This window comes from Amycolatopsis sp. NPDC051372, from assembly GCF_040682095.1.
Taxonomy (GTDB): domain Bacteria; phylum Actinomycetota; class Actinomycetes; order Mycobacteriales; family Pseudonocardiaceae; genus Amycolatopsis.
In genome coordinates this window covers 101,223-124,913 of the sequence record NZ_JBFBAF010000018.1, presented here as the reverse complement: position 1 = coordinate 124,913, position 23,691 = coordinate 101,223, and the positions used below count along the sequence as shown (strand labels likewise).

The following is a 23,691-nucleotide window of genomic DNA, read 5'->3' as shown; positions in this document are numbered from 1 at the left end:
AGAGGACCTGTTCGTGACAAATCCTGTCCTCAGTCCTTGTTCAACCCACCGAGGAGGAGCTCGCCGAGCGCGGTGAACGCCTCGGCGTCGGACACGTCGGTGCGGCGCCCGAGCACGCCGGTCTGGATGCCCTCGACGATCAGGCCCGTCATCTCGGCGACGAGGCGGGCGTGCACGTCGCGGAACACACCGTCGGCCACACCCTTGTCGATGAACGCGCGGATGCGGCGGGCGGCGGCGCGGCTGTTGAGCTGGTAGCTGTCGCGGGCCGGCTCGAACTGCGCGATGTCGGTCATGAAGGCGGGCGACGCGCGGTTCAGGTGCTCCGAGACACCGGCGAGGTACTCCCCGATCAGCTTGCGCGCGTCGTCGATGCCCTCGATGCGGGTCTCGATGCGCTTCGCGGCGCCCCTGAAGAAGTGGGCGACGACCTTCACCGCCAGCTGCTCCTTGCTGGGGGCGAGCGCGTAGAGGGTCGACTTGGAGCAGCGCAGGCGGGCGGCCAGGTCGTCGAGCGTGAAGCCGGCGAAACCCTCCGCCAGGAACAGCGCCTCGAGCTCGGCGAGCAACGCCTGCTGCCGCGCCGTCGGGCGTCGTCGGGCTTCGGGGTCAGACGGTACTGCCATCGGGGGCCACCAGCTTTCCTGATCGCGTCACTATCCCTCATGAAGTCAGGACAGCTCCCACCTCCGTACGGTACTCTCAAACGGCCCCCAGTACTGTTTTCAGTACTCCTGCCACTGGAGGAGCCATGCCGGCGGAACGTTTGCTGCCCACCCCCGAGGCCGAGGACCTGCTCGCGCTGGTCAGGGAGATCGCGCGCGACGAGTTGAAGCCCCGCGCCGCGGCGGCCGAGGAGGCCGAGGAGTTCCCGCGCGACGCGTTCACGCTGCTGGGCAAGTCCGGGCTGCTGGGGCTGCCCTACGCCGAGCGCTGGGGTGGCTCCGACCTGCCGTACGAGGTGTACCTGCAGGCGCTGGAGGAGATCGCCGCCGCGTGGATGACCGTCGGCGTGGGGCTGTCGGTGCACACGATGTCCTGCTACGCGCTGGCCCACCACGGCACCGACGAGCAGCGCTCACGCTGGCTGCCGGACATGCTCGGCGGCGCGCTGCTGGGCGCGTACGCCCTGTCGGAAACGCAGGCCGGCTCCGACGCGGCCGCTTTGTCGACCCGCGCCCGCCGCGACGGCGACGACTACGTGGTCAACGGCACCAAGGCCTGGATCACCCACGCCGGCGCCGCCGACTTCTACACCACCATGGCCCGCACGAGCGACGACGGCGGCCACGGCATCTCGTGCCTGCTCGTCGACGCCGCCACTTCCGGTCTGTCCGCGGCTCCTCGCGAACGCAAGATGGGCCTCACGGGCTCCCCGACCGCGCAGATGATCTTCGACAACGCGCGGGTGCCGGTCTCCCGCCGGATCGGCGACGAGGGTTCCGGCCTGAAGATCGCCCTGTCGTCCCTGAGCTCCGGCCGCCTCGGCATCGCCGCGTGTGCCGTGGGCCTGGCACAGGCCGCGCTGGACGAGGCCGTGGCCTACGCCAAGGGCCGCACCCAGTTCGGCAGGCCCATCATCGAGTTCCAGGGCCTGGAGTTCCTGCTCGCCGACATGGCCGCCACCGTCGAATCCGCCCGCGCGACTTACCTCGACGCCGCCCGCCGCCGCGACCGCGGCCTCGACTTCCAGCGCCAGTCGTCCATCGCGAAACTCGTCGCCACCGACGGCGCCATGCAGGTGACCACCGACGCCGTCCAGGTCCTCGGCGGCGCCGGCTACACGCGCGACTTCCCGGTCGAGCGCTACATGCGCGAGGCGAAGGTGCCCCAGATCTTCGAGGGGACGAACCAGATCCAGCGGATGCTGATCGCGAGGGCGCTGAAGGCAGCCTGACGGATCGTGACCCAGCACGTACTCGGCTCACAGTCACGCAGCGTGTCCAAGATGACCTCTTACGCGACGCCCCGGCGGCTGCTCACGATCGAGACCTGCCTGGCGCGCGGCGAGACCGAGCCCGGATACACCGAGCTGCCCGAGAGGCGCCTCGTGCTGTCGCCGCCGGCATCCCGTTCTACTGGATCGTCGATCCCGCGAAGATCGACCTCACCACGCTCACCGCTTGAGGCACCGAACCCTCGGCGCCCCAAGCGGTGGTGCGTCAGCGGGTTTCGCGGTACCGGCGGTCCGCCGCGACGCCCTCGCCCGTGGACTCGTCGTAGTGGTAGACCTCGCGGCCCCGGATGAAGACGCGCAGGGCGCGGTTCATGACGTCCAGCGGGTCGCCCGACCAGAGGACCACGTCGGCGTCGAGGCCGGGGGCCAGGGAGCCGATGCGGTCGTCCAGGCCGAGCATCTCGGCCGGGTGCACGGTGAGCGAGCGCAGCGCCGTCTCGGGGTCCAGGCCGTCCTTCACGGCGAGGGCGGCCTGGTAGACGAGGAAGTTGATCGGCACCACGGGGTGGTCGGTGGTGATGGCGATCTTCACACCCGCGCGCGCCAGGATGCCGGCCGAGCGAAGGGATCGGTTGCGCAGCTCGACCTTGGACTTGGTGGTGAACAGGGGGCCCAGGATGACGGGCACGCCGCGTTCGGCCAGCAGGTCGGCGATGAGGTGGCCCTCGGTGCCGTGGTTGATCACGAGCTTGTAGCCGAACTCGTCGGCCAGCCGGATGGCCGTGACCATGTCGTCGGCGCGGTGCACGTGCTGGTCCCAGTACAGCTCGCCGTCGAGGACCTTCGACAGCGTCTCGTGCGTCAGGTCGACCTCGTGCGGCTTGCCTTCCGCGAGGGCGTGCTCGCGCTTGGCCTGGTAGTTGCGGGCCTTCGTGAACGCCTCACGCAGGATCGCGGCCACGCCGAGGCGGGTCGACGGCGTCTGCTTCTTGTCGCCGTACACGCGCTTCGGGTTCTCGCCCAGGGCGCTCTTCACGCTCACCTGCTCGGCGAACGTCATGTCCAGGATGCTGCGGCCCCACGTCTTCACGCCGATGGTCTGGCCACCGATCGGGTTGCCCGACCCCGGCTTGATCACCACGCTCGTGACGCCGCCGGCCAGCGCGTCGTCGAAGCCCGGCTCGTACGGGTCGATGCCGTCGACCGCGCGGAAGCGCGCGCCGTTCGGGTCGGTCATCTCGTTGGTGTCGTTGCCGGCCCAGCCTTCGCCGTCCTCGTGGACGCCGAGGTGCGCGTGCGCGTCGATGAAGCCGGGCAGGACCCAGCTGCCGGACGCGTCGACGAGCTCGGCGTCCTCCGGCACGTCCACGTCGGCGGCGGCGCCGACCTGGACGATCCGGCCGTCTTCGATGAGCACGGTGCCGTCTTCGATGGGAGCCGAACCGACGGGGACGACGTAGCCCCCCACAATCGCCTTAGAAGCCATAGTTTGACACGCTAACGAATTGCCGCGGGTGCCCGCTCGCGGGGTTTCTCCAGGTGGATGAGCTCGTAGTTGGCCTCGGGGCTGCGGTGGGTCTCGCGGTAGCCCAGCTTCGCGTACAGCCGCAGCGGCCCGGCGGAACGTTCGCCGGTGAACAGCCGGAACCGCGTGACCTCAGCGGGGGCAAGCTCTTCCGCCGCGAGCAGCAACGCCGTGCCGAGGCCCTCGCCCTGCCGATGCGGCGCCACGGCCAGCCGCCCGACTTCACCGACGTCACCGTTCGCCCGGACCCGCACCGTCGCGATCAGCCGCGAGCCGGCGCGCACGCCCCACACCGGCAGCGACGGGTCGGCGAGCGCCGCGCGCACGCTCTCCAACGGCTCCACCAGCGGCGGAAGCTCGAAGTTGTCGTGCGCGCGGGCCTCGCTGAGGTACGCGGCGCGCTGCAGCGTGAGCAGCTCACCGGCGTCGGCCTCGGTCAGCAGCTCGGGCGACACGGTCACGGAACGCGGATGCCCCAACTGCCGGTCCACGACGTCGCGGGCTCCAGCTCGATCAGGTCCGTGCCGGTGTTGAGCGCGTCGGCAGGGCAGGTCATCGGCTCGAGCGCGACGGCGCGGCCGCGGCCGGTCAGGTCGTCGGGCGTGAACACCTGCACCCAGCGGAAGTCGGGCCCGGTCCAGACCACCAGCCGCTGGTCCTCGTGGGAGAGCACGTGGTGGTGCGTGCCGTCGTCGGCCAGGGAAAGCGAGCCGAACGCGGTGTCGAGGTCGACGCCCGCGAGCACCCGGCCGCCGCGGAAGTCGTATTCGGTGTCCGCGACATCCTGCTCGTCCGCGTACGGCATCTGCTGGTCACCGACGTACGGGCGCACGCGCGAAGCCGGCAGCGTGAGCGTGAGCTCGTCGGTCGGCACGTCGCCGATGCGGAAGTACGGGTGCGTGCCCACGCCGACGCCGATGGGTTGCTCACCCTCGTTGCGGATCTCGTGCGTGATCGTGAGCTCGCGTGGCTGCAGTTCGTAGGTGATGGTGGCGCGCAACGGCACCGGCCAGCCTGGCTGCACCTCGACGTCGACCGCGAGCGTGATCGACGACTCCGCGTGCTCCAGCAGCTCCCACTCCTTGTGGCGCGTGAGGCCGTGGATCGCGTTGCCGCGCGCGGCTTCCGTGATCTCCAGCTGCTGCTTCTCGCCCTGGAACTCCCACTCGCCGCCCTTCGTGCGGTTCGGCCACGGGAGCAGTACCTGCCCGAGGCCCTTCGGCGGCATCTCGTCGGCCGCGAACTCCTCGACGTAGGGCACGCCGCCGACCTCGAACGCACGCAGGCCGGCACCGATCTCGGTGACGATGGCGCGCGCGTTGCCGCGGGTGATTTCGAACTGCTCTCCGGTGGGGTTGGCCATGCCGCAGACATTACCGGCGGACACCACGTGGCTGCGGCCGGTCAAACTAACTAGACCGGTCGTCATAGTTCGAGCTACGGTGAGCCACATGGTCCGCCGCACCGACTCCCGCCGCCGCATGCTCGACTCCGCCGCCGAACTGTTCCAGGCGCAGGGTTACCACGCCACCGGCCTCACGCAGCTCGTCGCCGCGGGCGGCGCCCCGAAGGGCTCGCTGTACTTCCACTTCCCCGGCGGCAAGGAGCAGCTGGCGGCCGAGGCCGTGCGGCTGTCGAGCGAACGGGTGGCCGACGTGCTGACCGCCGTGGTCACGGCCGCGCCGAACCCGGCTTCGGCGATCGACGCGGTGGTCGACGCACTGGCCGCCTCGCTCACCGAGTCCGGCTTCCGGCGCGGGTGTCCACTTGCAACAGTCGCACTGGAGGCCGCCGCGGAGAGCGAACCGATCCGCGAGGCCTGCCAGGACGGTTACGCCGGCTGGCACACGCGGCTGACCGGATACTTCACCGCCCAGGGTCTTGCGGTTGACCGCGCTGCCTCCTTGGCCACGGTGGTGCTCGCGTCGATCGAAGGCGCGCTGCTGTTCGCCAAGACCCGCCGCGACGTCACGCCCCTGCGCGACATCGCCGCCCACCTGCACACCACCGTCGAGAGGGAGTTCGCCTGATGCGCGTGCACCACCTGAACTGCGGCACCATGACCCCCATCGGCGGCCGGCTCGTCGACGGCCGCCCCGGCCTGTTCCGGCACGCCACCCTCGTGTGCCACTGCCTGCTGCTCGAGACCGCCACCGGCCTCGTGCTGATCGAGACGGGCATGGGCACGCCCGCCGTCGCCGACCCGGAACGCTGGCTGGGCCGCCGGTTCCTCACCCTGTCGAAGCCCGTTTCCCGCGCCGAGGAAACCGCCGTGAGCCAGATCCGCGCCCTCGGCTTCGACCCGGCCGACGTGCGCGACATCGTGCTGACCCACCTCGACCTCGACCACGCGGGTGGCCTCGTCGACTTCCCGCAGGCCCGCGTGCACGTCTACGCGGCCGAGCTCGCCGCCTACCACGCGGGGAACAAGCGCTACCGGCAGGTGCAGTTCGCCCACGGTCCACAGTGGACTCCCCATGAGGACGCCGGCGACGACTGGTTCGGCTTCTCCGCGGTGACGGAAATCCTCCCCGACGTCGCCCTGATCCCCCTGGCCGGCCACACCCTCGGCCACGCCGGCGTCGCCGTGCACACGGACACCGGATGGCTTCTCAACGCCGGGGACGCGTACTTCTACCACTCGGAGATCGACTCACCGGGCGTCATCCCGCCGGGCCTGGCCCTGTTCGAACGCCTCGTGCAGACTGTGCCCGCGCAACGCCTGGAGAACCAACAGCGCCTCCGCGAGCTGCGGCTGACGAGCGACGTCACCATCTTCGCCGCCCACGACCGCACAGACTTCGAACAGCTCAGCCGACCGGCTCACGCTTGACGTCGCGCCGGTCAAGACCCCGCTTGACCAGCCAGTTCACGAACCACAGCACCACACCCACCCCGAGCAGGATGGCACCCACGGTGTAGTCGCTCGCCGGCCGGCCCGACAGTGGGCTCACGAGGTAGAGGCAGAAGATCGCGGCCAGCACGGGGATCGCCGTGGGCGCGCGGAAGTGCTTGTGCTCGACCTTGTCCTTGCGCAGCACGAGCAGCGCAACGTTGACGATGGCGAACACGACCAGCAGCAGCAACGCCGTGGTCCCGCCGAGCGCACTGATGTCCACAAAGGACACCAGGAGGATCGCGATGGCGCTCGTGAAGATGATCGACACCCACGGAGTGCGGCGCGTCGGGTGCACGCGGCCGAAGACCGACGGCAGCACGCGCTCGTTGGCCAGGCCGTAGAGCAGGCGGCTGGCCATGAGCATGTTGATCAGCGCCGAGTTGATGACCGCGAACAGGCCGATGGCCGAGAAGACTTCGCGCGGGAAGCCCGGGGCGCCGACGTCGAGCACGGTGAGCAGCGCGCTGCTCTTGGCCGCGGCCAGGTCGTCGGCCGGGACGAGCAGCGAGGACGTGATGGAGACCAGCACGTAGATCGTCGCGGCGACGACCATGCCCCAGAGCATGGCCTTCGGGAAGATGCGCACCGGGTCGTGGCATTCCTCGGCCATGTTCACGGAGTCCTCGAAGCCGACCATGGCGAAGAAGGCCAGCGAGGTGGCCGACGTGATCGCCACCAGCCACGTCTTGTCGGCGGTGTTGATCTCGACCAGCCGCGACGGTTCGCCGTTGCCGTTGATCACGGCCCACACGCCGACACCGATGATGATCAGCAGACCGGACAGTTCGATGCAGGTGAGCACCGCGTTGGCCTTCACCGATTCGCCCACGCCGCGAAAGTTGATCAGTCCCAGCGCGATCACGAACACGATCCCGACCAGCACCATCGGCAGCTTCACGAACGCCGCCAGGTACGTCGCACCGAACGCGACCGCGGCCGACGACGCCGACGTGATGCCGGAGCACATCACCGCGAACGCGACCATGAACGTCAGGAACGGCACCCCGAACGCCTTGTTCGTGTACAGCGCGGCGCCCGCGGCCCGTGGGTACTTGCCGACCAGCTCCAGGTAGCTGAACGCGGTCATGAACGCGACCACGAACGCCAGCAGGAACGGCAGCCACAGCGCACCGCCGACCCGGCCGGCAACCTGGCCGGTCAGCGCGTAGATCCCCGTACCGATGATGTCGCCGACCACGAAGAACAACAGGAGCTTCGGCCCCATCACGCGCCGGAGACCCGGTCCACCCACCTGCGGACCGTCCGCTCTAACGTCCGTCATGGGCGAATAGTCTGCCTTGTCCGGCAGTCCAGCGAAAGTCAGACGGCGGTGACAGCCGTTTTGACCAGCGGAACCATCATCTGCTGGGTCATCTTCACCGGACCGGTGTAGTTGACGAGCACGGGCACGCCCTTGGCGATCTTGGCCGTGGCCAGCGTCGCGGTCTTCTGCTCGTCGACGTAGTACACGGCGCCGTTGGCGAAGCCCGGCACGTCGACGGCGCCCGGCTTGGCCTTCTTGATCGCCGCGACCATCTCGGCCGGGTCGGCCTGGCGGCCCTCGTAGCGGGTCACAGCCAGCGCGCCGGCCTGCTTGTCGCCGACGAGGTATTCGCAGCTCGTGGCCTTGCCCCCGTTGGCGGCGTTCTCCTGGTTCGGGCCGGCCTTCGAGGTGACGCCGGGGATCTTGATGGCGCTGCCGACCTCACTTGCCGAGAGCAGCGAGCACGTCGACCCCGGCGGCGCGGGCTTCGTGGAAGACGGTTTCGGCGGGGCGGCCTGCTGCTCACCCGAGGAGCAGGCGGTGAGCGCGGCGGCGGTGAGCAACAGGGCGACCGGGTAAACACGCATGCCCGGCATGCTAGGCCGTTCGGACTAGTCCCCCGCGACCGGTTCGGCGTCCTTCGCCGCGACCGGCTCGGGCTTGGCCTCTGCCGTGGGCGCGCGGTAGCGCCAGAACGCGGGCAGGACCAGCATCGCCGCGAGCACCAGCACGATCACCAGCAGCCCACCGCCCGTCGCGGCGGCCTCGGTGCCCCACGCGGCGCCGGCCCAGCCGTGCGTCAGGTCGGCCAGCCGCGGCCCGCCCGCGACGACGACCGTGAACACGCCCTGGAGGCGGCCGCGCATCTCATCGGTGGTGGCGGTCTGCAGGATGGCCTGGCGGTAGACGGAGCTGACCATGTCGGCGCCGCCGGCCAGCGCCATGAAGATCACCGCGAGCCACAGTGAGTGCGCGAGCCCGAACGCCGCGACCGCCGCGCCCCACAGGCAGATCGAGACCACGACGGCCACACCCTGCCGCGAAACGCGGTGCAGCCAGCCGGAGAACAGGCCGATCAGCATCGCGCCGGCCGGGAGGGCCGCGTAGAGCAGGCCCAGCGCCGGACCGCCGCCCGGCGGGTCGCCGAACGTGCGCTCGGCCATCTCCGGGATCAGCGCGCGCGGCATGCCGGCGACCATCGCGATGATGTCGGCGACGAACGACGCCAGCAGCACCTTCTGCGTGGCCAGGTAGCGGAATCCGTCGACCACATCGCCGAACCCCGCCCGCCGCGACGGCCCGTTCAGCGGTGGGATCGGCGGCAGCCGCCACACGGAGATGAGCGTGATCAGCAACGCGCACACGTCGACGAGGTACAGCGTCGACAGGCCGATCACGGGGATCAGCGCCCCACCGAACAGCGGCCCGAACACCGCGCCGAACGTCGACATCGTCGTGTTCAGCGCATTGGCCGACGGCAGCAGTTCAGGCGGCACCAGCCGCGCGACGACGGCGCCGCGCGTGGGCATGTTGATCGCGAAGAACGCCTGGTTGGCCGCCAGCAACACCAGCACCAGCGTCACGGAGCGGAAATTCGCGAAGGCCTGCAACCACAGCAGCGCGGACGAGATCGCCACACCGATGTTCGTGACCAGCAGCAGCTTCCGCCGGTCCACCGCATCGGCGATCGCCCCGCCCCACAACCCGAACACGAGCAGCGGCACCAGCGCGACGGCCCCGGTCAGCCCCACATACCCGGACGACCCGGTCAGGTCGAACACCTGCTTCGGCACCGCCACCGCCGTCAGCTGCGACCCGACCGCGGTCACCGCCGTCGACATCCACAACCGCCGGAACGCCGGAATCTTCAACGGCCGCGTATCGACCACGATGCGCCCGAGGACTCCGCGCGCCCCCCGACGAGGGCGCGCCGCCCCCGGATCAGAACTCACGACTCACTATCTTAGCCGCGCTAACTATCGCCCCGCGGGTGATTTTGATCGCCGGGCACACGTCCGAAATGCCGCTTTCACCAGCCCCTCAGTGAAACTCACCCACCTCGAAACCGCAGCCAACCCCACCTACCAACGGCCACCGATGCACCCAACTCACCCATGCACCCAGACCCGCCCCTGCACCTCGATCCCCGCGCGAAGCAACCAGCAGCCACGCACCCACTCAGCCACAGAACCGACAGATCAGGGAGCCAACCTCTCCACCTGCCACCCATCATCCGTCCGCCTGAACCTCAACCGGTCATGCATCCGGTCCTCCCGCCCCTGCCAGAACTCGACAAAGTCAGGCCGAATCCGCCACCCACCCCAATGCGGCGGCGCCGGAATGTGCTCCACATCCCCGAACCGACGCTCGATCCCCCGCAGCGCGTTCTCCAACGCCCGCCGGCCGTCGACGATCCGCGACTGCGGCGAGGCCCAGGCCCCCAGCTGAGACCCTCGCGGCCGCTGCGCCCAATACTCAGCCGTCTCCGCGGAACCCACCTTCTCCACCTCACCGCGCACCGTCACCTGCCGCTGCAGCGAGTACCAGGGGAACGTGGCCGACGCATACCGCGTCGCCGTGAGGTCATGGCTCTTCGCCGACGTGTAATTCGTGTAGAACACCACACCCCGCTCGTCCAGCCCCTTGCACAGGACCGTGCGCGACGAGGGGTGCCCCTCCTGATCGGCCGTGGCGAGCACCATCGCGTTGGGTTCGGCGACGCCTTCGGAGATCGCCTGGCCCAGCCAGTTCTGCAGTTGCTCGGTCCAGGTGGCCGCGAGCGCCGTCTCGTCGAACGGAGCGCCGTCGTAGGCCACCCGCATCCCAGGCAGCCGGACCACCGCGTCGGCTACGTCGGCCACCTCGTCGGTCTCCGGCATCATGGGCCCCAACCTCCGTACCCCTGGTGAGGGTGTCGACTCATCGGTATCCGGAGACGGTATTGGCTCCCCAGCTGCGGCGAAACCCACCGAACGGTGACTCCTGCCACCCTCACCGGACCGGGCGGCGTAACCCGTGGTTAACCCCGTGGTCCCGAATCGATCAAGCTCGTGTGATCGCCGCCAGCATCAACCCCCGCAGCTCGGTGCCGACGTCCTCGACCGGCAACGGCGGTTCGTGCGCCTGCCACTCCCTCAGCAGGCCCGTGGCGGCGCCGACGAGCGCGATCGCCGTGAGCCGGTAGTCCCGATCCGGCGCGACGCCGGCTTCGGCCGCGCGGCGCGCCTCCGTCTCGATGAACGTCGCCCAGCGGTCCACCCACACCTGGTGCTGCGCCTCCAGCTCCGGGCTCACGCCCACGGCCTCGACGTAGTTCAGCCGTGGCATGCGCGGGTCGATCGTCACAGTGGCGACGAAGACGTCGAGCAGCTTCGCGATGCGCGTCATCGCATCGGCGTCCCTGACCTCCTCCAGCGCGGCGGAGACGTGCGTGAGCGCGAGCGAGTTGATCCGGTCGTGCAGGGTCCGCAGCACCTCTTCCTTGCTGCCGAACTCCTCGTAGAAGTTCCGGGTGGACACCCCGGCACGAGTACACAACTGGGTGATCTTCGCCTGCCGGAAGCCCGTCGAGGTGAACAGCTCCAGTGCGGCCGTCAGCAGCCGCTCCCGGCGCTCGGCGCGTCTCTGCTCCGGCGGGACGCCACCGTAGGTACGGGCCACCGGCCCTCCTTCCCGCCGCGCGCCGCCCAGAGGCGACACCGGCGTCCATCTTGTGAAAATCCCAATTACCGATCGAACGGACGCGGGAGCGCTCGAAAATTAATTCCGGTAATCGCGGTGGCCACTCCGCCGAGCACTCACGAAACGTGGCCCACGCGCACGGTCCGGCGGCCGGTCGCGCCGTCGAACCCGCGGCGATCACGGTATCGAGCAGCGGAACACCGGCTCGCGCAGGCCCCATCACAGGCGATCACCGAAAGCTAAGTCGTTGCCACGCCTGGGAATCGTCCCTGCACCTCGCGCTTGAACGCTGTTCTGCACCGGTGCGTCACGGCGGCACGCGCCGATCCGCGGTCCGGCGTGCACGACACAGCGCGGACGCCGCCGCGCGCTCGGTACCGACGTGGACTGGCAGGGCTTCCCCTCGCTGGAACACCGTGTCGGCGTTCCCGGTCGACGTGCGCTGGCTGGGCACGAAGTTTTAGCAGCCCAAGCGTTTCAAGGCAACAGTCGCAAGGCAACCACGGCGTCTTCCGCCAGCGCCGTGGTGAGCGTGACCCCGGCGGCCGGTGAGGTGCGCGCCCACCAGTCGCCCGAAGCCGTGGGACGCGCGGGAAAACCCACCTCGAGGTCCGTCGCGAGCACCCGCCTGCCCGCCAGCACGGCCAGTCCGCCGTCCAGCGCGAGGTCGCCGATCGTCTGCGTCTGGCGCAGCAGCGGCACTCCGCCGCGGAGCACGTGCGTGGACGTGGTGAGCCGGCCGGGCCGTTCGCCCGCGCGGCCCAGTACCAGGACTTCCCGCGTGTGGAAACGGGAATTTTCCCCCAGCCTCGCGCGCAGCACGGCCACGTGGTCCGCGCGGGCGGTGACGACCGTCGGCTCGGGCAGGTAGGCCAGCGAACCGCCGTCGGCCACCTCGATGTCCACAGTGGACGAACTGCGGCCGCCGGACGGCCCCGGCAACGCGAGCGTCGCGGCCACCCCGGACAGCCGCAGCACCGCGCCGGGCCCGACGTGGACGTCGAGCAGCAGCTCGTCGCCGCCCAGCGGCGCGGTGGCCGAACTGACGAGGTGCACCACGGCTTCCCGCCCGGTGCGGCGGCGCGGGAACAACGTCAGCGGCGCCATCGAGCGCAGCTCACGCAGCACCGTGCGGCCGTCCTCGAAGCACGCGACCACCCGCGCGTGGGCCTTCACCCCGCGCGCACCGGCAGCACCGACCGCACCCACTGCGCGACGGCGTGCGCGTCCGGCGTGTCCACGAGCGACTGCGCGATGACCGGCAGGTCGCCACGCATGCGGTGCGCGTCGGACGTCATCACGGCGAGGTCCGCGCCGACGAGGTGGGCGATGTCGATCTTGTTGATCACCAGCAGGTCGGCCGTCGTCACGCCCGGGCCGCCCTTGCGCGGCACCTTGTCGCCGCCCGCGACGTCGACCACGAACACCTGGCTGTCGGCGAGGCCGCGGCTGAACACGGCGGTGAGGTTGTCGCCGCCGCTCTCGATGATGACCAGGTCCAGCCCGGGGAAGCGCTCCTCCAGCTGCTCGACGGCGTCGAGATTGGCGGTGATGTCGTCGCGGATCGCGGTGTGCGGGCAGGCGCCGGTCTGCACGGCCGCGATGCGCTCGGGCGCGAGCACGCCGGCCTTGCGAAGGAAGTCGGCGTCTTCGGTGGTGTAGATGTCGTTGGTGACCACGGCCAGGTTGAGCTCACCACCGAGCGCGCGGCACAGCGCCGCCGTCAGCGCCGTCTTGCCGCTGCCGACGGGACCGCCGATGCCGATGCGGTAAGCGCGCCCGGCCGTCGGGGCCGGTTCGTAGTGGTCCGGTTCGGTCTCCGTCGGATCGAAGCTGACCGGATGGGTGTGACCGTGACCATGACCGTGGCCGTGTTCAGCTGGCAAAGAGACGCACCTCTTCCTCGTGGTGCCGGGCATGCGCCTCGGCGAACAGGTCCAATGCGGGTGAGCCCGGCGCGGGCAGGTCCGACGGGTCCAGCCCGGCGACGTCGGCGGCGGCCCCGGCTACGGCGCGCAGCTCGGCGCCGAGCCGGGCCACCACGGCGTTGACGGCGAACGGGTCGAGCCCCAGCAGCCGCACGGCCGCGCTCGCCGGCCCGCTCACGGCCAGGTACGCCACGGCCGCCGCGGCCTCGGCCGGCTCGCCACCGGCGATGCCCACCAGCGCTCCGCAGACGATCGGGTGGTGCGGCCGCGGCGTCTCGGCGAGCAGCGCGGTCAGCACCGGCGACGGCCACGCGACGGCCCCGGCCCGAGCGGTGCCACGGCCCTGGGCCCGCGACGACACGCGTTGGGCCAGAGAGGGCGTGCGCGCGTCGAGCTCCTGGTCCAGTCGCTGCCAATGTCCGCTATGGACGCCACGGCCGGCGGCGTGGGCCGAGGCCGCGGCGAACGCGGCTGACAGAGCGCCCGCCGTGCGCAGGCGGCTGAGCAGGAAGCCCGGCAGGTCGGCCTCGGTCGTCACAAGCTTGCGGCTCACGGCTTCCTCCAGGCCGCCGGAGTGCACGTGGCCGCCCCCGGGGAACCGGGAGTCGGCGAGAATCAGCGCGACTGAGTCCATCAAAGAAGCTCCATCAGAACAAGAAGTACCGTTGGGCCATCGGCAGCTCCGCCACCGGCATCGGCTCGATCAGCTCACCGTCCACGAGCACTGCGAAGCTGTCGGGCTCCACGCGCACGTCCGGGGTCGCGTCGTTGAGCACCATGTCGGCTTTGGTCCGCGCCCGCGTGTTCGCGACGGCGACCAGCGGCCGGTTGATGCCGAACGTCTCGACCAGTCCTGAACTGAGCGCCTCCGGCGCCACGAAATGGAGACTCGACGCGGCGGCCACCCGGGGCACGGCCCCGAACATCGGCCGCGCCAGCACCGGCTGCGGAGTGGGGATCGACGCGTTCGCGTCCCCCATCGCCGCCCACGCCGGGAAGCCGCCCTTGAGCACCACGTGCGGGCGCACGCCGAAGAACTTCGGTTCCCACAGCACGAGGTCCGCGAGCTTGCCGACCTCCACCGAGCCGATCTCGGCGTCCATGCCGTGGGCGATGGCGGGGTTGATCGTGTACTTGGCGACATAACGACGCGCGCGTAGGTTGTCGGCCGCGCCGTCGCCGGGCAGGGCGCCGCGGCGGCGTTTCATCACGTGCGCGGTCTGCCAGGTCCGGATGATCACCTCGCCGATGCGGCCCATGGCCTGCGAGTCGGAGCTCATCATCGAGATGGCGCCGAGGTCGTGCAGCACGTCCTCGGCGGCGATGGTGCTCGGCCGGATCCGGCTCTCGGCGAACGCCAGGTCCTCGGGCACCGACGGGTTGAGGTGGTGGCAGACCACGAGCATGTCGAGGTGCTCGTCGAGTGTGTTGACGGTGTGCGGGCGCGTCGGGTTGGTCGAGGACGGCAGGATGTGCGGCAGCGAGACGACCTGGATGATGTCCGGCGCGTGGCCGCCGCCGGCGCCTTCGGTGTGGTAGGCGTTGATCGAGCGGCCGCGGATCGCCTCCACAGTGGACTCGAGGAAGCCGGCCTCGTTCAGCGTGTCGGTGTGGATGGCCACCTGCACGCCGGACTCGTCGGCCACGGTGAGGCACGCGTCGATGGCGGCGGGCGTACTGCCCCAGTCCTCGTGCAGCTTGAACCCGCCGGCACCGCCGGCCAGCTGCTCGCGCAGAGCCTCGTGGCGCACGGTGTTGCCCTTGCCCAGCAGCAGGACGTTGACCGGGTAACCGTCCATTGCGGACAGCATGCGGCCGAGGTTCCACGCGCCGGGCGTGACGGTGGTGGCCTTGGTGCCCTCGTTCGGCCCGGTGCCGCCACCCACGAGCGTGGTCAGGCCGGCGGCGAGCGCGGTGTCCACGAGCTGCGGGCAGACGAAGTGCACGTGGCAGTCGATGCCGCCGGCGGTGAGGATTTTCCCGTTGCCCGACAGGACTTCCGTGGCCGGACCGATCACGAGCGCCGGGTCGACACCGTCCATCGTGTCGGGGTTGCCGGCCTTGCCGATGCCTACGATCCGCCCGTCGCGCACGCCGACGTCGGCCTTCACGACACCCCAGTGGTCAAGGATCACGGCGCCGGTGATGACCAGGTCGGGGGCCCCTTCCGCGCGCGTGGCCATGCCCTGGCCCATCGACTCGCGGATGACCTTGCCGCCACCGAAGAGCACCTCGTCGCCGGAACCCGACGAACCCGCCGACCGGTCTTCGGTCACCTCGATGAGCAGGTCCGTGTCGGCCAGCCGGATCCGATCACCGGTGGTCGGACCGAACAATTCCGCATAACGCTCACGATCGATTCGGGGCATTTCAGAACTCTCCAGCGCCTTCGACAAGCCGCCATTCGGCACGCAACCCAGGCACCCGCCGGTTTCCCCCCAGCGGAACAAGATCGACTTCTCGCTCCACGCCCGGCTCGAACCGCACCGACGTCCCGGCCGGAACGTCGAGCCGGTGCCCGCGCGCGGCTTCGCGGTCGAACTCCAGCCCCGGGTTCACCGCCGCGAAGTGGTAATGCGAACCGACCTGCACGGGCCGGTCACCGAGGTTGCGCACGAGCAGCCGCACCCTCTCCCGTCCGGGGTTCAGCTCCACGGGCTCGTCGCCGGGAATGATCTCGCCTGGCCGCACGCGCTTCTCCTAGACGATCGGGTCGTGCACGGTGACGAGTTTCGTCCCGTCCGGGAAAGTGGCCTCCACCTGCACGGAGTCGACCATTTCGGGCACTCCGGAAAGCACCTGCGCACGCGAGAGCACGCTGCGGCCGCTCGATGCGAGCTCGCTTACGGAAAGCCCGTCGCGCGCCCCTTCGAGCACGTGGTCGGTGATCAGCGCGACGGCCTCGGGGTAGTTGAGCAGCACGCCGCGGTCGAGCCTGCGGCGCGCGACATCGGCGGCGACGTGGACCAGCAGCTTGTCGCGTTCCTGCGGGCTCAGGTGCATGCGACAGGTGTATCACCGGCCCGCCGCGTCGCCGGGTTCGGAAACACAGGATTTACCTCCGGTACACCGCCCGTCTTCGGGCTCGGTCACAGCCCGTTGCCGAAGAACTTGCCGCGACACGCCTTCCTGGACTGAATCGTTCTCGGAATCGTGACCGAAACCACCACATCTTTCATTGCCCACGGCTCGGCGGAGGAGCAAAGTTTGTCCAACCGTGCGATGAGGCGCGCCGAGTTGCGTGTATCCCGTCAGCGCGAGTGGTCAGACAAAGCCGGGGAAATGCGCATCGAAAGGTTCGCGAAGTGACTACCTCCACCATCAAGCAGACGAACTCCGACCAAGCCGACGACGGCTTCCGCCCCGGCCTCGAAGGCGTGGTGGCGTTCCGCACCGAAATCGCCGAACCCGACCGGGACGGCGGCGCGCTGCGGTACCGCGGTGTCGACATCGAGGACCTCGCCGGCAAGGTGAGCTTCGGGGACGTGTGGGGCCTTCTCGTCGACGGCCGGTTCGGCAACGGGCTCCCGCCCGCCGAGCCGTTCCCGCTCCCGGTGCACACGGGCGACGTGCGCGTGGACGTACAGGCGGCGCTGCCGATGCTGGCGCCGATCTGGGGTTACGAACCGCTGCTCGACATCACCGACGAGCAGGCTCGCGACCAGCTCGCGCGCGCGTCGGTGATGGCGCTGTCCTACATCGCGCAGTCCGCGCGCGGCATTTCGCAGCCGGCCGTGCCGGAGTCGAAGGTCGACGAGGCCTCGACGATCACCGAGCGCTTCATGGTGCGCTGGCGCGGCGAGCCGGACCCGGCCCACGTGAAGGCGCTCGACGCGTACTGGGTCTCCGCCGCCGAGCACGGCCTCAACGCGTCGACCTTCACCGCGCGCGTGATCGCGTCGACCGGTGCCGACGTGGCCGCCGCGCTCTCGGGTGCCATCGGCGCGATGTCGGGCCCGCTGCACGGTGGGGCGCCCGCGCGCGTGCTGCCGATGATCGAAGAGGTCGAGCGGACCGGTGACGCCGCAGGCCTGGTCAAGGGCATCCTCGACCGCAAGGAGCGCCTGATGGGCTTCGGCCACCGCGTGTACCGCGCGGAGGACCCGCGCGCCCGCGTGCTGCGCCGCACCTGCCAGGAGCTCGGCTCCGAGCGCTACGAGGTCGCCGCGGCGCTGGAGCAGGCCGCGCTGACCGAGCTGCGCGAGCGCCGCCCGGACCACCCGATCGAGACGAACGTGGAGTTCTGGGCCGCCGTGATCCTGGACTTCGCGAAGGTGCCGCCGCACATGATGCCGGCGATGTTCTCCTCCGCGCGCACCGCCGGCTGGGCGGCGCACATCCTGGAGCAGAAGCAGACCGGCCGCCTCGTGCGCCCGTCGGCGAAGTACGTGGGCCCGGAGCCCCGCAAGCCCGAGGACGTCGAGGGCTGGGAAACCGTCACCAAGCACTGACCGGCGCTTGGCGTGAAGGGCATTTCGAGGACTCTCGAGGTGCCCTTCACGGCGTTTCACGGGGAAACGCGCGCCGGGTCGTGGGCGGCGGTCGTGGTGAGCATCGCCGTGAGCTGGTCGACGAGCCAGCCGTCGAGGATTTCGCGGGGCACGTCGCGTTCCTGAAGCCACGACAGCAGCGCGCCCTCGACCACGGCGGTCCAGCACCGCAGCGTGAGCAGCACCAGCGGCGACGGCTCGGCCAGGCCCAGCGCGTCGAGGATCAGCTCCACGGACCGGTTGCGCACCTCGTCGATGGCCGCGTCCGTCTCCGAGGTCGCGATCACGGAACCGCTGCGCAGCAAGGCGACGTAGCCCGCGCGGTAGTGGTCGGCCACGTCGATGAGCCCCCGCACGGCTGTACGCAGCCGGTCCTCCGGTGGCCCCTTCTCGAGGTGCGCGAGGCCGTCGACGAGGCCGTCGGTCACCGTGCGCAGCGCCTCGACCTGCAGCTCGCGCAGGCTCGGGAAGTAGCGGTAGAACAGCGGCCGCGACACCTCGGCGCGCGCGACGATGTCGTCCACCGTCACCAGCTCCGGCGCGCGGCTGCCGAACAGGTCCAGCGCGGCGGCGATCAGGTCGTCGCGCCGGGCCTGCGGGGTCATCCGGCGCGGGCGGCTCATGGCGTGACGTCCAGTTTCGCCGCCGCGCGCAGCAGGCCGGGCGTCAGGCGCGACAGGACCAGCGCGACCTTCGCTTCAGGAGTCGACGGCTGGATCGCGCGGTCGCGCTCGACGGCCCGCAGGATGTCGCGCGCCACCTTCTCCGGGCCGAAGCCGCGCCGCGCGTAGAGCTTCGTCGACGCCTTCTGCCGCCGCGCTTCCTCGTCCGGCGCGACGCCGACGAATCGCGTGGTGCTGGTGATGTTGGTGTTCACCAGACCCGGGCAGATCGCCGTGACGCCGATGCCGTCACCCGCCAGCTCCGCCCGCAGCCCGACGCTCAGCGCGAGCACCGCGGCCTTCGTCGTCCCGTACGCCGTGAGCACCTTCGACGGCAGGTACGCGGCGGCCGACGCGAGGTTCACGATCTGCCCGCCCTCGGCGCGCTCGACCATCATCGGCGCGAACGCGCGGCACCCGTGGATCACGCCCCACAGGTTCACGTCCACGACCTTCTCCCAGTCGGCGAGCGACGTGTCCAGAAACGGCCCGGACATCCCGATCCCGGCGTTGTTCACCACGATGTCGGGCACCCCGAACTCCGCGCGCACCTGCTCGGCGAACCGGGCCATCGCGTCGCCGTCGGCAGCGTCCACTGTGTACTCACCGGCTTCGACGCCCTTGTCCCGCGCCAGCTTCGCCGTCTCCGTCGCCGCGACCTTGTCCAGGTCGGTGACGATCACGTCGGCACCTTCGTCGGCGAACGCCAGCGCGGTCGCCCGCCCGATGCCGCTGCCGGCCCCGGTGACGACCACGAGCTGGTTGGCGAAGCGGCCACGCCCGGCGTCGCCGACGCGAGCGCGTTTCAACGCCCGGCTCTCCTCGCCGCCCTCGACGTGGTCGATCAGCTCCGCCGTAGCCGAGGCGATGACGTCCGGGTTGCTGCGCGCGATCCAGTGCGAACCCGTGAGCCGCCGCACGCGCAGGTCCGGCACCCAGCGCGAGATCTCCGTCTGCAGCGGCGTGGTCACGAACGCGTCGCCGGTCGGCGCGAGCACCTGCACCGGCACGTCGGCCGAACGCGGCGCGGGCCGGGACAGGCGCGTGAACATGTTGGCGCGGTAGAGCTTCAGGCCGTGCACGGCGTCGGCCGTCGAGACGTTTCCCGCGGCCGGGTCCAGCCGGCGGATCAACGCGGGCACGATCCCCGAGCGCCAGCCCAGCTCCGGCACGAGCGGGAGCTGGAAGAGCAGGATGTAGTACGAGTGCAGGAATTGCCTCAGTGCACGCGGCAGACCCGACGGCCGCCGCAGCTGCGCGCGGAACCACGCGCCGGCGTGGTCGAGGCTCGGGCCGGAGATCGACGTGTACGACGCGATCCGCCCGCGCAGCTCGTCGCCGGTGACCGCGTGCCAGGTCTGGATCGAGCCCCAGTCGTGGGCGAGCAGGTGGACCTTGCCGGTCGGTTGCACGGCGTCGATGACCGCGACGAGGTCGGAGGCGAGCTGGTCGAGGCGATACGCGCTGCGCGCCTTCGGCTTGTCGGACTCGCCCGCACCGCGCACGTCGTAAACCACGACGCGGTGGCGACGGCCGAGCTCGGCGGCCACGCCGTCCCACATCGAGCCGTTGTCCGGGTAGCCGTGGACGAGCACGACCGTGGGTCCGTCCGCGGCGCCGGTCACGCGGACCGAGAGGCGGACACCGTCACTGGCGGTCACCTGCTTGTGAGACATTCTGTCATGTTAGGCAATTTGTCAATAGTGGCGGTTCACCTCGGCGGCGGTTGCCGCTGCCGGGCGTTCGTGCAGCGGGTGATTTTCGGGGTTCGCAACGGCGTTTTCGCTGGTTCCACGGGAAACACCGGCTCTTGTCCACCGTTCGGTGGACAGCCGGATTCCACTGGCCGGACGTCCCGCGGCGACGGTGCGTGGCCGCAGGATTGACCCATGACCACAGCAGTGAGGGTGCGCGGACTGCGCAAGGAGTACCCCGGCCGCGTCGCCGTGGGTGGCCTCGACCTCGACATCCACCACGGTGAGGTGTTCGCGCTTCTGGGGCCCAACGGCGCGGGCAAGACCACGACCGTCGAGATCCTCGAAGGACATCGGCAGCGCACGTCCGGCGAAGCCGATGTGCTCGGCGAAGACCCCGGCAAGGCCGGGCGCGTATGGCGCTCCCGCCTCGGCATCGTGCTGCAGACCGCGACCGACGCGGCCGAACTGACCGTCACGGAAACCGTGCGGCACTTCGCGAAGTACTACCCCAACCCGCGAGACCCGGAGGCGGTGATCGACCAGGTCGGGCTCACCGAGAAGGCCGGCGCCCGCGTGAAGTCGCTTTCGGGCGGGCAGCGCCGTCGCGTCGACGTGGCGCTCGGCATCATCGGCCGGCCCGAGCTGCTCTTCCTCGACGAGCCCACCACGGGTTTCGACCCAGAGGCGCGGCGGCAGTTCTGGGGCCTGATCGAAGGTCTCGCGAAGGAGGGCACCACGATCCTGCTGACCTCGCACTACCTCGACGAGGTGGAGGCGCTGGCCGATCGGCTCGTGGTGATCGCCGAAGGCAGCGTGGTCGCCCAGGGGACCCCCGAAACGCTCGGCGGCCGCGGCCAGGCGGAGGCGATCGTGCGGTGGAGCGACGAAACCGGGGAGCACGAGGAACGCACCGCGTACCCGACGAAACTCGTCATGCAGGTGTCCGGTGGGACGAGGGAGCTCACCGGCCTCACCGTGACGCGCCCCAGCCTGGAGGACATCTACCTTGAACTGATCGGGGAGAAATCGTGAGCACCGCACTCGCCCTCCCGGGCACCTTCACCCTCGGCGCCGCGCGAGGCAGTTTCGAGCTGCGGCAGTTCTTCCGCAACAAGGAGCAGGTGGTCTTCACCTTCTCCCTGCCCGCGGTGCTGATGATCCTGCTCGGGTCCATTCTGGACGGACCGACCGGACAGGCCGGCGTCTCGTCGGGCCAGCTGCTCGCCGCGAGCATGATCGGCGCGGGCATCGTGTCGACGTCGTTCAACAGCGTCGGCATCGGGATCGCGGCCGACCGCGAGGTGGGCGCGCTCAAACGCCTGCACGGCACGCCGATGCCCGCCGCGTCGTACTTCATCGGCAAGATGATCATGGTGCTCGTGACGAGCGTGGCGCAGACGGTGATCATGTCCGCGGTCGCGATGCTGCTGTTCGGGCTGAAGCTGCCAACCGACGGCGAGAAGTGGGCCACGCTGGTCTGGGTGATGCTGCTCGGCGTGATCTCCTCGACGCTGCTCGGCATCTCGATCAGCTCGCTCACCCGCACGGCCAACGGCACGGTGGCCGTGGTGCAATTGGTCTACCTGGTACTGCAGTTCATCTCGGGTGTGTTCGTCACGCCGATCACGCACCTGCCGAAGATCATGGTCGACATCGCGTCCTTCTTCCCGCTGAAATGGATCTGCCAGGGTTTCCGGTCGGTCTTCCTCCCGGAGGCGGCCGCGAGTCAGGAGATGGCGGGGTCATGGGAACTTCCGACGGTGGCGCTGGTGCTCGGCGCCTGGTGCGTGGCTGGGCTCGTGCTCGCGCGGTCACGTTCCGGTGGACGAACGAACCGAAGTGAGCGCCCCGGACGACGCGTGGGAGCGCTCGTTCTGGGTCTGGGAGGTGCTGTTCGCGGTCGTCTACCTGGCGACCGCCCTCCTGGTGCTCTTCGACGACGTCTCCCTGGCGGAGAAGGTGGTCGCGGAGACGGCGCTCGCGGCGCTGCTGCTCAGCTATTTCGCTGCCGGGCGCCGGATCGTACGCACCGACGACAACCCCGTGCCCCGCATTGTCGCGACAAGTGTGCTGGTCGTGCTCGTGGCCACGGCGATCTTCTCGGACACCACGGCCTCGTTCATCCTGTTCATGGCGTGCCCGATGCTGTTCATGCTGCAGGAGATCCGCCCGGGCATCGTGCTCACGACGGTGCTGATCCTGCTGGACCCGGTGGCCGCCGTCGTCCGTGGCGGCTGGGAGAACCCGAGCCTGCCGATCCTGCTGCCGATGACCGCGATCCTCGTGGTGTTCAGCGTGCTGGCCGGCAAGTTCACCACCGACGTCATCAAGCAGAGCGCCGCGCGCGCCGAGCTCATCCGGCAGCTGGAAGACAGCCAGGCCGAGGTCTCGCGGCTCTCGCGCGAGGCCGGCACGGCGGCCGAACGCGAACGCCTGGCGCGCGAAATCCACGACACGCTGGCGCAGGGGTTCACCAGCATCGTCACGCTCACGCAGGCCATCGAGTCCGAACTGGACACCGACCTGGTGGCGGTCCGCCGGCACCTCGCGCTGGCGTCGGCCACGGCCCGCGAGAACCTCGCCGAGGCCCGCGCGATGGTGGCGGCGCTCGCACCTTCGGACCTCGCGGCCGGGACCCTCACCGACGCGGTGCGCCGCGCGGCCGAGCGCCTCGCCGACGAAGCCGGCCTGCACGTCGAGTACGAAGTGGACGATCCCCTGCCACCGCTGGCCATGGCCACCGAGGTCGTGCTGCTGCGCGGCGCGCAGGAGGCACTGGCCAACGTCCGCAAGCACTCGGGCGCGGACTCGGTGCTGGTGCGGCTGTCCGCTGTGGACGGAACGGTACGGTTGCGCGTGCGCGACGACGGCCGCGGCTTCTCCCCCGACGCGCCCACCGAGGGCTTCGGCCTGCGCGGGATGCGTTCGCGCGTGGAGCAGGTGGGCGGCCGGCTGAGCCTGCGCGGCGGCGCGGACGGCGGTACGGAACTCGAGCTGGAGGTGCCCGCGTGATCACGATCATGCTGGTCGACGACCACCCCGTGGTGCGCGAAGGCCTGCGCGGGATGCTCGAGGCCGAGGCCGATCTGACCGTCGTCGGCGAAGCGGGCTCGGGCCACGAAGCCATCGCGCTCGACCGCGTGAAGCAGCCCGACGTCGTGCTGATGGACCTGCGCATGCCGGGCCTCGACGGCGTCGGCGCGATCCGCGGCATCCTCAAGGAGACGCCGAAGCGGCGGATCGTCGTGCTCACCACGTACGAGACCGACGCCGACATCCTGAGGGCCGTCGAGGCGGGCGCGGCGGGGTACCTGCTCAAGGACGCGTCCCGCGCCGAGCTGGCCGGCGCGATCCGGGCGGCGGCGCGCGGCGAGACGGTGCTGGCGCCGTCGGTGGCGGGCAAGCTCGTGAACCGCGTGCGGAACCCGGAACCCGCGTCGCCGCTGTCGGCGCGCGAGGTCGAGGTGCTGCGGCTGGTCGCGAAGGGACTGACGAACGCCGAAATCGGGCGCTCGCTGCACATCGGCGAGGCAACGGTGAAAACGCACCTGCTGCGCGTGTTCGGCAAGCTCGGGGTGTCCGACCGCACCGCGGCCGTGACCACGGCGCTGGACCGGCAGCTGCTGGGCTGACCCGCGCGGGGCAGAA

Annotated in this window: 25 protein-coding genes and 1 pseudogene; 9 read left to right on the top strand and 17 right to left on the bottom strand. The window is 70.4% G+C overall.

Features of this window, described 5'->3' with window-relative positions:
• Positions 1 to 29: 29 nt before the first annotated feature.
• Positions 30 to 626 carry a TetR/AcrR family transcriptional regulator gene (locus AB0M56_RS26580; RefSeq protein WP_364180393.1) on the bottom strand — a complete coding sequence of 199 codons (597 nt, stop codon included), beginning with the start codon at positions 624 to 626 and terminating at the stop codon, positions 30 to 32.
• A gap of 125 nt (positions 627 to 751) precedes the next feature.
• Between AB0M56_RS26580 and AB0M56_RS26575 the strand changes: the two genes are divergently transcribed.
• On the top strand, positions 752 to 1,897 hold the full coding sequence (locus tag AB0M56_RS26575) for an acyl-CoA dehydrogenase family protein (RefSeq protein ID WP_364180391.1): 1,146 nt from the start codon (positions 752 to 754) through the stop codon (positions 1,895 to 1,897).
• 265 nt (positions 1,898 to 2,162) lie between these two features.
• On the opposite strand, the gene AB0M56_RS26570 is transcribed toward AB0M56_RS26575, so the two are convergent.
• The 3 genes from AB0M56_RS26570 to AB0M56_RS26560 are packed head-to-tail and all read right to left on the bottom strand — an operon-like array spanning position 2,163 to position 4,785.
• Complete coding sequence (locus tag AB0M56_RS26570; protein ID WP_364180389.1) at positions 2,163 to 3,383, bottom strand: amidohydrolase; 1,221 nt, start codon at positions 3,381 to 3,383, stop codon at positions 2,163 to 2,165.
• 11 nt (positions 3,384 to 3,394) lie between these two features.
• Complete coding sequence (locus tag AB0M56_RS26565; protein ID WP_364180387.1) at positions 3,395 to 3,913, bottom strand: GNAT family N-acetyltransferase; 519 nt, start codon at positions 3,911 to 3,913, stop codon at positions 3,395 to 3,397.
• Positions 3,880 to 4,785: an aldose 1-epimerase family protein gene (locus AB0M56_RS26560; RefSeq protein ID WP_364180385.1), complete on the bottom strand. Its 906-nt coding sequence runs from the start codon at positions 4,783 to 4,785 to the stop codon at positions 3,880 to 3,882. Before AB0M56_RS26560 ends, AB0M56_RS26565 begins: the two co-directional genes overlap by 34 nt.
• An 88-nt stretch (positions 4,786 to 4,873) precedes the next feature.
• On the opposite strand from AB0M56_RS26560, the gene AB0M56_RS26555 reads away from it, so the two are divergent.
• Positions 4,874 to 5,452: a TetR/AcrR family transcriptional regulator gene (locus AB0M56_RS26555; protein WP_364180383.1), complete on the top strand. Its 579-nt coding sequence runs from the start codon at positions 4,874 to 4,876 to the stop codon at positions 5,450 to 5,452.
• Positions 5,452 to 6,255 carry an MBL fold metallo-hydrolase gene (locus tag AB0M56_RS26550; RefSeq protein ID WP_364180382.1) on the top strand — a complete coding sequence of 268 codons (804 nt, stop codon included), beginning with the start codon at positions 5,452 to 5,454 and terminating at the stop codon, positions 6,253 to 6,255. The genes AB0M56_RS26555 and AB0M56_RS26550 overlap by 1 nt, the downstream gene beginning before the upstream one ends.
• On the opposite strand, the gene AB0M56_RS26545 is transcribed toward AB0M56_RS26550, so the two are convergent.
• The 11 genes from AB0M56_RS26545 to AB0M56_RS26495 all read right to left on the bottom strand — a co-directional run bounded on the left by AB0M56_RS26545 (position 6,233) and on the right by AB0M56_RS26495 (position 16,197).
• Complete coding sequence (locus tag AB0M56_RS26545; RefSeq protein WP_364180381.1) at positions 6,233 to 7,603, bottom strand: APC family permease; 1,371 nt, start codon at positions 7,601 to 7,603, stop codon at positions 6,233 to 6,235. The genes AB0M56_RS26550 and AB0M56_RS26545 overlap by 23 nt on opposite strands.
• 38 nt (positions 7,604 to 7,641) lie before the next feature.
• Positions 7,642 to 8,172 carry a hypothetical protein gene (locus AB0M56_RS26540; RefSeq protein WP_364180379.1) on the bottom strand — a complete coding sequence of 177 codons (531 nt, stop codon included), beginning with the start codon at positions 8,170 to 8,172 and terminating at the stop codon, positions 7,642 to 7,644.
• A 24-nt stretch (positions 8,173 to 8,196) separates the two neighbouring features.
• On the bottom strand, positions 8,197 to 9,537 hold the full coding sequence (locus AB0M56_RS26535) for an MFS transporter (protein WP_364180377.1): 1,341 nt from the start codon (positions 9,535 to 9,537) through the stop codon (positions 8,197 to 8,199).
• A 246-nt stretch (positions 9,538 to 9,783) separates the two neighbouring features.
• The gene (pdxH, locus tag AB0M56_RS26530) at positions 9,784 to 10,467 is read right to left on the bottom strand and encodes a pyridoxamine 5'-phosphate oxidase (RefSeq protein WP_364180376.1); all 684 of its coding nucleotides are present in this window, start codon (positions 10,465 to 10,467) and stop codon (positions 9,784 to 9,786) included.
• Between the two features lie 160 nt (positions 10,468 to 10,627).
• Complete coding sequence (locus tag AB0M56_RS26525; protein ID WP_364180374.1) at positions 10,628 to 11,245, bottom strand: TetR/AcrR family transcriptional regulator; 618 nt, start codon at positions 11,243 to 11,245, stop codon at positions 10,628 to 10,630.
• A 498-nt stretch (positions 11,246 to 11,743) separates the two neighbouring features.
• Complete coding sequence (locus AB0M56_RS26520) at positions 11,744 to 12,442, bottom strand: urease accessory protein UreD (protein WP_364180372.1); 699 nt, start codon at positions 12,440 to 12,442, stop codon at positions 11,744 to 11,746.
• Entirely contained in the window at positions 12,439 to 13,185 is a 747-nt protein-coding gene (ureG, locus tag AB0M56_RS26515) for an urease accessory protein UreG (RefSeq protein ID WP_364180370.1), read from the bottom strand. The genes AB0M56_RS26520 and ureG overlap by 4 nt, the downstream gene beginning before the upstream one ends.
• On the bottom strand, positions 13,142 to 13,828 hold the full coding sequence (locus AB0M56_RS26510) for an urease accessory UreF family protein (protein ID WP_364180368.1): 687 nt from the start codon (positions 13,826 to 13,828) through the stop codon (positions 13,142 to 13,144). The genes ureG and AB0M56_RS26510 overlap by 44 nt, the downstream gene beginning before the upstream one ends.
• A gap of 13 nt (positions 13,829 to 13,841) precedes the next feature.
• The gene (locus AB0M56_RS26505) at positions 13,842 to 15,563 is read right to left on the bottom strand and encodes an urease subunit alpha (RefSeq protein ID WP_364180366.1); all 1,722 of its coding nucleotides are present in this window, start codon (positions 15,561 to 15,563) and stop codon (positions 13,842 to 13,844) included.
• 1 nt (position 15,564) lies between these two features.
• Positions 15,565 to 15,885 (bottom strand): urease subunit beta, encoded by a 321-nt coding sequence (locus AB0M56_RS26500; protein ID WP_364180364.1) that lies wholly within the window; start codon positions 15,883 to 15,885, stop codon positions 15,565 to 15,567.
• A 9-nt stretch (positions 15,886 to 15,894) separates the two neighbouring features.
• Positions 15,895 to 16,197: an urease subunit gamma gene (locus AB0M56_RS26495; protein ID WP_220244579.1), complete on the bottom strand. Its 303-nt coding sequence runs from the start codon at positions 16,195 to 16,197 to the stop codon at positions 15,895 to 15,897.
• A gap of 150 nt (positions 16,198 to 16,347) precedes the next feature.
• On the opposite strand from AB0M56_RS26495, the gene AB0M56_RS26490 reads away from it, so the two are divergent.
• Both AB0M56_RS26490 and AB0M56_RS26485 read left to right on the top strand, forming a co-directional pair.
• Positions 16,348 to 16,503, top strand: coding sequence for a hypothetical protein (locus AB0M56_RS26490; protein ID WP_364180362.1), 156 nt, complete (start codon positions 16,348 to 16,350; stop codon positions 16,501 to 16,503).
• The gene (locus AB0M56_RS26485) at positions 16,500 to 17,645 is read left to right on the top strand and encodes a citrate synthase 2 (protein WP_364180360.1); all 1,146 of its coding nucleotides are present in this window, start codon (positions 16,500 to 16,502) and stop codon (positions 17,643 to 17,645) included. Before AB0M56_RS26490 ends, AB0M56_RS26485 begins: the two co-directional genes overlap by 4 nt.
• A gap of 56 nt (positions 17,646 to 17,701) precedes the next feature.
• Here the strand turns inward: AB0M56_RS26485 and AB0M56_RS26480 are convergent, their stop codons facing one another.
• Both AB0M56_RS26480 and AB0M56_RS26475 read right to left on the bottom strand, forming a co-directional pair.
• Positions 17,702 to 18,289 (bottom strand): TetR/AcrR family transcriptional regulator, encoded by a 588-nt coding sequence (locus AB0M56_RS26480; protein ID WP_364180528.1) that lies wholly within the window; start codon positions 18,287 to 18,289, stop codon positions 17,702 to 17,704.
• Between the two features lie 14 nt (positions 18,290 to 18,303).
• Positions 18,304 to 20,007, bottom strand: a complete 1,704-nt coding sequence (locus AB0M56_RS26475; RefSeq protein WP_364180526.1) for an SDR family oxidoreductase — start codon at positions 20,005 to 20,007, stop codon at positions 18,304 to 18,306.
• A 228-nt stretch (positions 20,008 to 20,235) separates the two neighbouring features.
• Here AB0M56_RS26475 and AB0M56_RS26470 point away from each other — a divergent pair, with 228 nt between their 5' ends.
• From AB0M56_RS26470 to AB0M56_RS26455, 4 genes and pseudogenes are all read left to right on the top strand, one after another.
• Positions 20,236 to 21,075, top strand: coding sequence for an ABC transporter ATP-binding protein (locus tag AB0M56_RS26470; RefSeq protein ID WP_364180358.1), 840 nt, complete (start codon positions 20,236 to 20,238; stop codon positions 21,073 to 21,075).
• Positions 21,072 to 21,886: pseudogene (locus tag AB0M56_RS26465) on the top strand (ABC transporter permease). Before AB0M56_RS26470 ends, AB0M56_RS26465 begins: the two are co-directional and overlap by 4 nt.
• The gene (locus AB0M56_RS26460; RefSeq protein ID WP_364180357.1) at positions 21,883 to 23,055 is read left to right on the top strand and encodes a sensor histidine kinase; all 1,173 of its coding nucleotides are present in this window, start codon (positions 21,883 to 21,885) and stop codon (positions 23,053 to 23,055) included. Before AB0M56_RS26465 ends, AB0M56_RS26460 begins: the two are co-directional and overlap by 4 nt.
• On the top strand, positions 23,052 to 23,675 hold the full coding sequence (locus AB0M56_RS26455; protein WP_220244584.1) for a response regulator transcription factor: 624 nt from the start codon (positions 23,052 to 23,054) through the stop codon (positions 23,673 to 23,675). Before AB0M56_RS26460 ends, AB0M56_RS26455 begins: the two co-directional genes overlap by 4 nt.
• Positions 23,676 to 23,691: the final 16 nt, after the last annotated feature.